Below are 11,858 nucleotides of genomic sequence, written 5' to 3'. Positions count from 1 at the left end.
CTCTCATCCTCCTGTCTTCTGATACAACCGGTTAAACTGCCGGATATGCTGTTCCAATATCTCCAGGGCCTCCGGCTCACGTTTAGGCTGACAGTCACACATGTTCAGCAGCAAATACAAAGGCGCATAAAAGTGAAGTGCCATAATCTGCACATTTTCCTGTTTGAAAACGCCCATATTGGAAAGCAGTCCAAGCAGAATACTTTGATAAGACAGCGGATCATCTGCATATTGTTTAGCATAAAGGTCTGCAAGTGTTTTGCTGTGATACTGCTCTATTGTCAGCAGCTTGCGAAATTTACGGACATATTCGTCATGGAGGAAATATAAAAACAGTTCCTTTCCCATTTGAATCAGCTGTTCCTCCGAAATATCCTTATAGCGGTCAATATCCTTATTTGGTTCCACTCCATTCATCTGCATGGAAGCAGTCTGCTGTTGATAACGAACTGCCATCTCATCGAGAATCGCATCAAAGATATCCTGTTTGCTCTTATAATGTTTATATAGAGACGGGGCTTTTATTCCCACTGCATCTGCAATCTGCCCTACGCTCACTGCATCAAAACCTTTTTCCGAAAACAGCGTTAAGGCATGTTCCAGGATTCTTCTTTTTGTAGATACTTTTCCAGATATTTTTCCGGACTCTTTTCCAGATACTTTTGCAGATACCGTTTTCATCTATAAATCTCCTTTGGCTAATGATAATTAGCTTTATTATATGCTAATTATCATTAGCTTGTCAATCTAAATCTGCGTAATGTATTTGCGTAATGAACGATTGTTTTTGAAAATACTCTATAGTATAATTGAATAACATTAAAATACCAAAGAACAAAATTTTAAAGTAAAAATTATGATGTGAGGATTAAAAATATGAGTAAGAAAAGTATTATCGGAGGTGGGGAAGTCGGTGAACTATCTGCTTTATCTCCCCAATGCAAATTGAACGTACGAAAGAGTTCTTGACATCACAGAGAATTTACGCCAGACTTGTATGTGGACCAATGGAAAGTGAATGCGGAATACCCGTACAATATTTTGATTATGTTTATTCTATCTATGCGATAGGCTGGACAACGGATTTAAACGAGACATTCAGCAGAATATCATCCTATCTGAAAAAGGACGGCATCTTCATTTTCAGCTGGTCGCATCCTATACATAAATGCGTATCCGCAGAAAATAACAATCTCATCTTTTGCAATTCCTACTTTGATGAAGCATGGTATTCCGTAGCTTTGGAAGATAAAGAAATCATGTTATCAAATCGTAAACTTTCTACTTATGTTAACGCGTTATCAGCGAATGGGTTTACAATTGAGCAGATGATTGAAGAAACAGATGAAGATATCATAAATGCATATGGGGAAGATGATTTTAGTAATAAAGCAAAAATGCTTCCTGTAACTTTTATTATTAAAGCAAGGAAGCTGTAGACCGTGATTTAATCTGCCGCAGGCGTTTCAATCATGCGCCTGTAAAGATATACCTATGATAGCCTGTAAAGGTTGACAAAACCGTCTGCCTAATATAGAATCACCATATAACTATTAAAGAAAAGGTGATGGAAGTCCGGCGTACCAGATGTCACAAAATCAGTGGCATGGGGATGACTGGAAAAGAGTAGATAAAATCAATTCAATTAGGAAACAGAATGGCTGTTGATTCAGCTTATTTTGTGTACCGAATGTTTGGTTTTATTTTACTCTTCACTTTTCTTCATCTTACAAAGATGAGCCGTAGAGTAAAATCTACGGCTTTTCTTTATGCCCAAATGAAAAGGAGAGATCATTATGTTTCAGGAAATCATCAAAAATTTAGAATTACCTGTACTTTACAAAGAGACAGAAAGCGCATTTTGGGATGATGATTATATCTCAAAACAAATGCTCAAAGCACACCTTGACCCGGAATTTAACGGTGCAAGCAGAAAATTAGCATTCATCGAAAAGTCCGTGTCATGGATAAAAAATATTTTGCCTCCCCATAGCTATCCCTCGTTGCTTGACCTTGGCTGCGGCCCCGGATTATATACAGAGAGATTTGCAAAATGCGGATATTCGGTAACCGGCGTGGATTTTTCAAGACGTTCTATTTCCTATGCACGCCATTCCGCAGAAGAAAAGAATCTGAATATTAAATATATCCGTCAGAACTATCTCACGCTGAATTTAGCAACACATTTTGATCTGGCTACCATGATTTACTGCGATTATGGTGCACTGTCAGCCGAAAACAGACGCATAGTCATGAAGCAGATACACCAGCATTTAAAGCCTGGCGGGAAGCTATTATTAGATGTTTTTTCCATGGTAAAATACAACCTTTTTCATGAAGAACAAACCTGGGAACTGCACCAGAGCGCAGGATTCTGGAGTGCAAAACAACATGTCGTTCTAAATAGAAATTGTAAGTATTCAGATAATATCACCCTGGAACAAATCATCGTTGCAGCAGATCAAGACCTTAAATCTTATTATCTATGGAATTGCTGCTTCACACAAGAAGCCCTGATACAGGAAGCAGAAGAAGCCGGATTTCAGGTACGCAGTGTATATGGTGATGTTGCTGGAAATCACTATGATGAAAAGAGCCATACTATCGCTATTCTTCTTGAAAAGTGTTCTGCGATCCATTAAAAACCGTAAATATATAATCCGGTAATAATTTGTTTTTTGACTATATAAGGCTGAGGAAAAACTCCTCAGCCCATTTCAGACACTTCCCCAAATACAATTGCGTTCTGCCGGCAGCTTCACTTACCGGAATGCCGCAGACCTGCAAATTCATCTGCAATAATTTCATAATCAATATATTCACCGGCAAAATCTGCAATGCCAGAATTTTTTCTTCGTAGGACTGTCTTAAATCCAACACTCTCATACATCCGTTGTGCCGGAAAAAGACCCGCATTAGTGGTTACTATTATTTTTTTCACATCATATTCCATGATTCTGTTGACAGCTTCCTCAAGCTGCATTGTCCCATAGCCCCTGCCCTTGTAAGTTGATTTAATACAGTTATGCCCCACCTCTACATACTCCGGCATATTTCTTGGATCCCAGGAAACCAGCCCGATTGCTTCGCCGTCTAACGTTGTGATAAAACCATATTGATCTGCAATCTGAAGATTATCAAAGAAAAAATCATCAAATTCTTCCCAATCAGATCTCCAGCATTGTCCCATTCTTTCATCAAAGGAATAAGCATCAGACAATAAATTTAAAATAGTCCCTCTATTAAATCCGCTCACTTTCCTGAACTCAATACACATGCATCATGTTCTCCTTTATCTGTTATATATCTGATATTTATCAGATGAACTCCATCAATTTTCAAATACGCGCTAACCTTTATGCAAGCGATACCCAATTCCCCATACCGTATCGATATACTCTTCCCGGGGACTTATTTCCTTCCCCCTGAACGCAGCAGGTCCATTTTATTTTGCAAGCCGCCACCCTATCTCCTGAAACTTTGTCTTATTATACTGCATTTATCTAAAATCCTCAACTGCATTATAAAGCAAACAACACTCCTGCCTTTTACCGCAGAAGTGTCTGTTATACGTTGTCACATACTCATTTCTATTTATTTTTCAGGGGAAATAATATATTTTCCATTAGCACGCAATTCCGGTTTGCTTAATACGTCTTCCAGGTTTTCCAACCCGCAGACTTCATAAATCATGCTGCTGACATCCAGACGTCTGGTATCAATCAGATCCAAAGCACGCTTTTGTGTATAAGGATTGATGAAAGATGCCTTTAGCACAAGCTCCTTCTGGAAAACTTCGAATGGTTTCACCTGGATAGTTTCATCCGGTTTTGTGAGCCCGAACATCATAACCACAGCTTTATTTCCTGCAATATCAATTGCCTGCCGGATTGTAGACGGCCTTCCCACACATTCAATCACGGTGTTGATCCAGGTCATTCCTGCCGCTTTCAATACCGCCTGAACATCTTCCTTTATAGGGTCAATACAGATATCTGCACCCAATTTCTTCGCTACTTCTCTTTTATTTTCCACCGGCTCCAGCAGAGCTACTTTGGCTGCTCCAGCCAGTTTCGCCAGCTGCATCATCAATAGACCGATCATTCCGCCGCCGATTACCACTACCTGATGTCCGGGCTGAATCTCACACATATCAATTCCGTGCAGGCAGCAGGCTACCGGTTCCGCCATAGCCCCCTGCTCAAATGTTGTATTTTCACCCAGCAGATACACCTGTCTTTCGTTGACTGCACAATATTCTGCAAATCCTCCGTTTACGGTAGTTCCATATCCAATCATATTCTCACAGTAATGTGCCGCGCCATTGCGGCAGGGTTCACAGGTTCCGCAATAACAATTGGGATCTATACATACCCTGTCCCCGACTTTGCAATTTACTACTTCTGCTCCTGTCTGAGCCACCACTCCTGAAAACTCATGTCCCAAAATCGTGGGAGGGGTTACTTCTGCCGCCCCTTTATCTCCCTCATAAATATGTACATCCGTACCGCATACCCCACATGCTTTTACCTGGATTAATACGTCCTTTGGTCCGATTTCAGGTTTTTTTGATTCTTCCACTCTCAAGTCATGCTTCCCGTAAAATACTACACTTTTCATGATCTTCCTCCATTTTTTCTCTTTTATTTTATACTTATACGTAACACCTAATCATAAGTAGAGTATATTACTTTATATTTAGAATAACAATTGATTTTTATCCCAATTTTCTTATTGATTTCTTGTATAAATTGCATAATAATATATTTTCATTGCTTTTTAAATACAGACATACTATGATAGAAAGAACGATAGGTCGATGAGATGAATTTAGCGAATTAGGAGGTTCTATGAGCGATAAAGGAATGACTACCATGGCAGTCAAAAGAATTAACAAAAATAAAGTATATTCTTTTATCTACCATGAGGGCACTACATCAAAACTGCAGATAGTCCAAAAACTGCAAATGGGTTTATCTACCGTAAGTCAGAACTTAAAAATTTTAGAAGAAGAAGGTCTGCTTGAAAAAAATGGATACTTTGATTCTACGGGAGGTCGGAAAGCCCGGGCAATCCAGATTCGACGTACTGCAAGAGTCTCGATCGGGATTGGAATTTTAAAAAAGATGGTTCATTTTGTGGCAATCGATCTCTATGGTACTGTGATTTTTGATTCCACACTGGACATCCCTTATCAGACTTCTAGAAAATACTACCGGCAGCTTGGACAGGAACTAGAGGGTTTTATATCCGGAAATGTCTTAGACAGATCTTCCATTTTAGGGGTATCCATTGCTACCCAGGGGATTATTGCACCTGATGGACAATCTGTAAGCTATGGTGTAATCATGGATAATATTCAGATGAAACTATCTGATTTTACAGAATATATTACTTATCCCTGCCGGCTGGAACACGATTCCAAGGCAGCGGCTTACCTGGAACTATGGAATCATAAAGAAATAGACAGCGCAGTTGTGTTTCTGCTGAACCGAAATATGGGCGGCTCTATCATTACGAACGGTCTGGTCCACCAGGGGATTCATATGCACAGCGGTATTATTGAACATCTATGTCTTACGCACGACGGACCGATGTGCTACTGCGGCAGCCGGGGCTGCCTGGAAACTTACTGTTCCGCCAACGCATTGGAACAAGCTTCCGGTATGGGTATCACACCTTTCTTTCAGAAATTAAGGAACGGGGATTCTGACTGCCGGCAAATTTGGGACAGCTATCTGGAACATCTGGCTTTTGCCATGCGCAACCTGAATATTATGATCGACGGTTCCATTATTATCAGCGGATATCTGGCTCCATTTTTTCTGGAAGAGGATGTGGTAACTCTTCTGAATCAAATAAATTCCACATCACCTTTTACCCTTTCCAGAGATCAGATCATTTTGGGCACTCAGGGACAATATACTCCGGCAGTCGGTGCCGCTCTTCATTATGTCAGTGAATTTTTGCAGAATGTCTGAAAACATTAGATTATGAAATAATTTTCCATACATGCTCCGGAAACTGATCTTTCTGCCGCATTATAGCCAACATTAACACAAAAGTGTGTTTTAAAACGCTCTTGGGTTGATGTTGGCTTTTTTTTGTTTTTTTACTAATTTTAAAATTATATTTTGCGTGGAATTTACCCGGAAAATAGCCTCATTTTTACAAATACATTCAACCTTAATCCAGGATATGGCTCTGTACAAGCCTTGACAAAGTAACAACTTTCCAATATACTATGAGTAGTTACTTTGAAAGGAGGCTGACAAATGATTCAATTTGAACATATAACTAAAGCCTACAAAACACAAAGAGTTTTGTCAGATGTCAATTTTACCATTGACAAAGGAGAATTAGTTACCATAATCGGAGAAAGCGGATGTGGAAAAACTACCCTGCTTAAAATGATCAACCGGCTGGTTAAGCCCAGCAGCGGTACCATTACTATCCATGGAGAGAATATTAAAAACGTAGATGAGGTGGCACTGCGCAGGAAAATCGGTTATGTCATTCAGCAAACCGGTTTATTTCCCCACATGACCGTTCAGGAAAATATTGAGTTGATATCCAAACTACAGAAGACAGCTCCCGCAGAACTTGCCAAGAACACCAAAAGAATGATGCAGATGGTGGGACTTGACTGCGATGAGTTTTTGAACCGCTACCCCACCCAGCTTTCCGGCGGCCAGCAGCAGCGTGTTGGCGTTGCCCGGGCATTTGCAACCAATCCGGATATTATTCTTATGGATGAGCCGTTCTCGGCACTGGATCCAATTACTAGATCAGATTTGCAGGACGAGCTGATACAGTTACAGTCTAAACTTAAGAAAACGATAGTTTTTGTGACGCATGATATGGATGAGGCTGTAAAAATTGCTGATAAAATATGCATTATGCGGGACGGAACTATTCTGCAGTACGACACACCGGAAAACATTCTGAAAAATCCGGCAGATGAATTTGTTTCTCATTTCGTCGGACAGAACAGAATCTGGTCCTCTCCGGAGTTTATTAAAGTGTCAGATATTATGATAGAAAAGCCCATTACGACGGCAAAGGACATGTCTGTCTTGAAGTGCATTGACAAAATGAGGCAAAATAAGGTAGACAGTCTGCTGGTAGTGGATCCGGAAAGCAAGCAGCTTTTAGGCATTGTAAAGGCAAGCCGGCTCAGAGGCGTGGAGGACAAAACACAGACTGCTGAAGTATTCATGAAGCAAAATGTTCTGACTCTGAAACCTGAAGAAAGTATCTTGGATACAATCAAACTGGTGACAGAGAATCAGTCATCCACCGTTCCCGTTACAAATGAGGACGGCAGATTGGTTGGCTTGATTACCAGGAGCAGTCTGGTAACAACACTGAGTCAGCAATATCTGGATGTGGGAGAGGAGGATGAAGAGTGAATTTCATAGAATATATTCAATTAAATTATATTCAAATCATTAGCTTGCTGGTGGAACACATCAAGCTGACAGCTATTTCTGTGGGACTGGCGATTTTAATCGGTGTGCCTCTGGGCATTCTAATCTCCTATGTGAGCAAAGCAAGCAAGCCGATTTTATCGGTGGCAAATATTGTACAGGCAATACCAAGCATGGCGCTTCTGGGCTTTATGATTCCTTTTCTTGGGATCGGAACGGTACCGGCAATATGCGCGGTCGTGCTGTATTCTCTGCTGCCAATTATCAAAAACACCTATACCGGACTTGAGAACATCAACCCGCAAACCTTAGAGGCAGCAAAAGGAATCGGACTCACTCCTTTTCAGGTGTTAACACGGGTTCAGATTCCGCTTGCCCTTCCTGTCATTATGGCGGGTGTACGAATTGCATCCGTCACAGCTGTAGGCTTAATGACCATGGCGGCTTTTATCGGCGCCGGAGGGCTTGGCTATCTGGTATTTTCAGGAATTCGTACCGTTAACAACAATCAAATTCTGGCTGGCGCAATACCCGCATGTATATTGGCATTGCTGGTGGATTTTTTGATTGGCACCGTGGAAAAACTGGTAACGCCAATCAGCCTGCAAAAAGGGGATAACAGCATAAAGAAGAAGCATCGAAATATGCAAAAAGGTATTCTGGTGACAGCCGCTGTTGCTACTGCTGCCATTCTTATTTTTACTTCCATTGGCAGTACCTCCAGTACCGGACGAACAATTACAGTGGGCTCTAAGGATTATACGGAACAGGCTATTTTAGGTAATATGGCAGCGGATTTTATTGAAGACCGCACGGATATTACGGTTAACCGACGGGTAGAGCTCGGCGGCACACAGGTTTGCTTTGGTGCCATGAAAACGGGCGATATTGATATGTATGTAGAATACAGCGGCACGGCATACAGCGATACCCTTCAGCATCCCCCTGTCAATGATGTGGAACTGGTCTATAATACCGCGAAGGCAGAGCTGAAAGAACTGTATGATATTGATGTTCTAAAACAGATGCAGTTTAACAACACCTATGTTATGGCGGTCACCCAGGAAACCGCACAGAAATATAAGCTTGAAACCATCAGCGATCTTGCAAAGGTTGCTAACACTATGAAATCGGGTACCGTATTTGAGTTCTCTAATCGTGCCGACGGGCTGCCCGGTCTTCAGAAAGAGTACGGCTTTACCATAGGCGAAAGCCTGACGCTGGATGGTTCCCCCCGATACACAGCATTGATTAATGGTGATGTGGATGTCATTGATGCTTTTGCAACTGACGGCCTTCTGAAAAAATTTAATCTTAAGGTTCTGACGGATGACAAATCCTTTTTTCCGCCCTATTATGCAATGCCCATCATTCGTGGGGAAGTGCTGGAGGAATGTCCGGAAATTGCCCCCCTTATGGAAGAACTGGGAGAATATCTTACTGATGAAGTCATGATGGATCTGAATTACAAGGTAGACGAATTACAGCAGCCCCCCGAGCAGGTTGCCAGGGAATTTTTGACCGAGAAAGGTTTAATCAGTTAATAGCAATAGCTAGTATTCAAACCACGAAAAAATCCTTGTGACCGGTACTGGACTATGATATATTTATAACAGATAATTTATTTATACAGGAGATGTATTTCACATGGAAGAAAACAAAAGTGAAAAAGTAGTTCAACTACCGGTTTATCAAAAAATCGCAGCAGATATCGCTGCCAAAATAGCAGAGCGAAAATACCTTGTGGGCGAGAAAATTTATTCACGCTCTGTGATTGCAAGTCAGTATTCTGTATCACCGGAGACGGCTCGTAAGGCAATCTGCATACTGGCAGATTTGGAAATTGTTTCAACAACAAAAGGCAGCGGTGTTACGATCCTGTCCCAGGAAAAAGCGTGGCGGTTTCTACAGCAGTTTAACAGTGTACAAACCATTCACAACTATAAAAAAGATCTGCTTGACAATATTTCCCGTCAAAAAAAAGAACTGGACAATTTAAATGAAAAGGTAGCGGCACTGATCGAAAGTACAAACCGGTTTCAAATGCTGCACCCTTTTATGCCCTATGAATTTGAAATTCTTTCAGAGATGCTGTGCATAGGAAAAACTTTAGCAGAATTGCGATTTTGGGAACACACCACAGCAACTGTGATTGCAATTCGCAGAAATGGTGAGGTTTTAATTTCCCCCGGTTCCTATGCTACATTAAATGAGAAGGATATTATTTACTTTATTGGTGATGAATATTCACCGGATCGGGTCACAAACTTTTTGCTGCAAAAATGTTAATGTCGAGGAATTACGTCTGATTTCCTTGTTTCTGGCAGCTGTGCGTCACAGTTTGTGGGAGATTTGTCCCGGATGAAGGGCGCGTAGCGGGCTACGTAACCTATTACGGGCATTGCCATCCATACGGCTATCTCAAATCACTCTTCATTTTTCTGCCAAAAACCAGGGCAGAAGCGCAATATATACAAAATGCATACACCAGAATAATACAAAGGGGTTTTGCCAAATCTCCGAAATTCCCCTGCACAGCCATTCTTGCGCCATTCACTCCCTGATAAAACGGTAATATATGTGCAATTTTCGTTATGGTGCCGCCTATCATATCCACATCCATCCACACGCCTCCGAGCATGCTGACAAGGGTAATGATGATGGAACAAATTCCCGGTGCCGCTTTATCATTTAATAAAGTTCCAAAAAACATACCGATTCCGATAAACATAATAGCTGACGGGATCAGCACCAATATTCCTGCAAACAGATATCCAATCTGAAAGCTGTAACCAATTATCCTTCCGGTCACAAACCCAACGCAAAAAGTAATCAGCACCTGGCATATGGCTATGATCGAAATTGCCAGTGTATATCCCATTACAAAATCAAATGGCCTCATGGGAGATGCATACAGCCGGACCAGGAAAGCAGTCGAACGGTCTTTGGAAACCTGAAGTGCCGTAAACAGCATGACAAAAGTTAATCCAAAAACTGCTATTCCGGGTACAAGTGACTGGATATGGAAAATTGTCATACCCGCTTCATTTGGGATACTTCTGTCAATGACCGTCATCACAATCAGCATAACTATGGGAAATCCCAGGCAAAAAATATAACTTAATGGATCTCTCAACATTTCTTTTACGACTCTTTTTGCAAACACAATGCTCCTCATCATAATCTCTCCTTCTGCTTAAAAGCACGCTTAAAAATGGGAATCCGTATTTTGTGCAATGGTAATAAAAGCATTTTCCAATGAATCTGCATTTGTCAGGGCTTTTAATTCCTCTACACTGCCGCAGGCTTTAATCTCTCCGTCCACCATAACCGCAACGCGGTCAGACAGATGTTCCGCCTCTTCCATGTAATGGGTAGTAAGTACAATTGTCACTTCCCCTTTCAATGCTTCAATATCTTTCCACAGCTCTCGTCTCGCAAGTACATCCAGCCCAAGTGTCGGTTCATCCAGATAGAGAATTTTGGGACTGGTTATCAATGCCATGCCGATACTGACCTTCCGCTGCCAACCACCGGAAAGGGTCTTCGCTTTCTGCTTCTTTACTTCCTCAAAGGAAAACATCTGTATGATTTTATCCACCTGTTCTTTTACCTCATTTGAAGACAGTCCATAGAGTTCCGCCATAAACTCCAGGTTTTCCAGAACCGTCAGATTTGGTGCCACTGCCGTTTCCTGCGTAGACAGGTTGCTGATATTTTTGATTTCCTGCATTTCACTGCGAATGCTTTTACCGAAAATAAAAGCCTCTCCGCCTGTTGGTTTGGAAAGTCCGCTCAGCATTCTGATTGTGGTTGTTTTTCCTGCGCCATTGACGCCAAGCAGTGAAATAATCGTTCCTTCTTCCACTTCCAGGGAAATATCTTTGACGGCAGCTTTTAAACCAAACTCTTTTCTCAGATTTTTTATTACAATTGCTTTGTCCTTCATCCTACTCATCTCCTTTTATGATTGATTCATTTCTTCCAGCTTCCGGTTAATAGCATCTATATCCTGGCGGCAGATTCTGTACTGGACATACCAGCTTATGACATATCCGGTTACATAGCTGCATACAACAGTGACTGTTGACTGCAAATATTTTCCAAAGCCCCAGCAGAACATACTTACCGGCACCCAGACAGCGGCTGTGACTATAAAATATACAATGCTCTGCTTTACCAGACTCCAGCTTTTTATTTCCATTATCTCCGTCCCCATAGCAAATGACATTGCAGTGATGCCGATCAAAAGGCATTGTACGGCAAAAGCTATCAGATCGGATGGAAAATGTGCTGCAAATTCCGGAACCACCGGAGCGGTTTTACCCTCTCCGATTGTAAAAATCAGTATAACCCCAAAAATAAGATTAATGGTTACACCATAGGAGAAGCTGCTCAGTCCTTTATAAATAACCCGTTTTATCATAC

Annotated in this window: 13 protein-coding genes; 6 read left to right on the top strand and 7 right to left on the bottom strand. The window is 41.4% G+C overall.

What is annotated here, in order from left to right:
• Window positions 1–3: 3 nt before the first annotated feature.
• Entirely contained in the window at window positions 4–681 is a 678-nt protein-coding gene (locus CD03_RS0104600; protein ID WP_044288903.1) for a TetR/AcrR family transcriptional regulator, read from the bottom strand.
• Between the two features lie 257 nt (window positions 682–938).
• Between CD03_RS0104600 and CD03_RS32390 the strand changes: the two genes are divergently transcribed.
• Window positions 939–1,439, top strand: coding sequence for a methyltransferase domain-containing protein (locus CD03_RS32390; RefSeq protein WP_052377664.1), 501 nt, complete (start codon window positions 939–941; stop codon window positions 1,437–1,439).
• Window positions 1,440–1,796: 357 nt separating this feature from the next.
• Entirely contained in the window at window positions 1,797–2,642 is an 846-nt protein-coding gene (locus CD03_RS0104590; protein ID WP_027292622.1) for a class I SAM-dependent methyltransferase, read from the top strand.
• Between the two features lie 116 nt (window positions 2,643–2,758).
• Here CD03_RS0104590 and CD03_RS32385 read toward each other — a convergent pair whose 3' ends face one another.
• Window positions 2,759–3,256 carry a GNAT family N-acetyltransferase gene (locus CD03_RS32385; RefSeq protein WP_242849039.1) on the bottom strand — a complete coding sequence of 166 codons (498 nt, stop codon included), beginning with the start codon at window positions 3,254–3,256 and terminating at the stop codon, window positions 2,759–2,761.
• Between the two features lie 338 nt (window positions 3,257–3,594).
• Window positions 3,595–4,620: a zinc-dependent alcohol dehydrogenase family protein gene (locus tag CD03_RS0104580; protein ID WP_027292621.1), complete on the bottom strand. Its 1,026-nt coding sequence runs from the start codon at window positions 4,618–4,620 to the stop codon at window positions 3,595–3,597.
• Between the two features lie 230 nt (window positions 4,621–4,850).
• Here CD03_RS0104580 and CD03_RS0104575 point away from each other — a divergent pair, with 230 nt between their 5' ends.
• The 4 genes from CD03_RS0104575 to CD03_RS0104560 all read left to right on the top strand — a co-directional run bounded on the left by CD03_RS0104575 (window position 4,851) and on the right by CD03_RS0104560 (window position 9,719).
• Window positions 4,851–5,981 carry an ROK family transcriptional regulator gene (locus CD03_RS0104575; RefSeq protein WP_027292620.1) on the top strand — a complete coding sequence of 377 codons (1,131 nt, stop codon included), beginning with the start codon at window positions 4,851–4,853 and terminating at the stop codon, window positions 5,979–5,981.
• A gap of 294 nt (window positions 5,982–6,275) precedes the next feature.
• Window positions 6,276–7,412, top strand: coding sequence for an ABC transporter ATP-binding protein (locus CD03_RS0104570; protein ID WP_027292619.1), 1,137 nt, complete (start codon window positions 6,276–6,278; stop codon window positions 7,410–7,412).
• Window positions 7,409–8,974 carry an ABC transporter permease/substrate-binding protein gene (locus CD03_RS0104565; protein WP_027292618.1) on the top strand — a complete coding sequence of 522 codons (1,566 nt, stop codon included), beginning with the start codon at window positions 7,409–7,411 and terminating at the stop codon, window positions 8,972–8,974. The genes CD03_RS0104570 and CD03_RS0104565 overlap by 4 nt, the downstream gene beginning before the upstream one ends.
• A 103-nt stretch (window positions 8,975–9,077) precedes the next feature.
• Window positions 9,078–9,719 carry a TrkA C-terminal domain-containing protein gene (locus tag CD03_RS0104560; RefSeq protein WP_027292617.1) on the top strand — a complete coding sequence of 214 codons (642 nt, stop codon included), beginning with the start codon at window positions 9,078–9,080 and terminating at the stop codon, window positions 9,717–9,719.
• Here CD03_RS0104560 and CD03_RS39845 read toward each other — a convergent pair.
• The 4 genes from CD03_RS39845 to CD03_RS0104545 are packed head-to-tail and all read right to left on the bottom strand — an operon-like array spanning window position 9,716 to window position 11,856.
• Window positions 9,716–9,832, bottom strand: coding sequence for a DUF6783 domain-containing protein (locus CD03_RS39845; RefSeq protein WP_377146505.1), 117 nt, complete (start codon window positions 9,830–9,832; stop codon window positions 9,716–9,718). The genes CD03_RS0104560 and CD03_RS39845 overlap by 4 nt on opposite strands.
• 14 nt (window positions 9,833–9,846) lie before the next feature.
• Window positions 9,847–10,611, bottom strand: a complete 765-nt coding sequence (locus CD03_RS0104555; protein ID WP_081820117.1) for an ABC transporter permease — start codon at window positions 10,609–10,611, stop codon at window positions 9,847–9,849.
• Between the two features lie 27 nt (window positions 10,612–10,638).
• Window positions 10,639–11,388: an ABC transporter ATP-binding protein gene (locus CD03_RS0104550; protein WP_027292615.1), complete on the bottom strand. Its 750-nt coding sequence runs from the start codon at window positions 11,386–11,388 to the stop codon at window positions 10,639–10,641.
• 6 nt (window positions 11,389–11,394) lie between these two features.
• A complete protein-coding gene (locus CD03_RS0104545; protein ID WP_027292614.1) occupies window positions 11,395–11,856 on the bottom strand; it encodes a DUF3021 domain-containing protein in 462 nt (153 codons plus the stop codon).
• Window positions 11,857–11,858: the final 2 nt, after the last annotated feature.

The organism is Robinsoniella sp. KNHs210, assembly GCF_000686105.1.
GTDB classification, from domain to species: domain Bacteria; phylum Bacillota; class Clostridia; order Lachnospirales; family Lachnospiraceae; genus Robinsoniella; species Robinsoniella peoriensis.
This window is presented reverse-complemented; position numbering and strand designations above follow the sequence as displayed.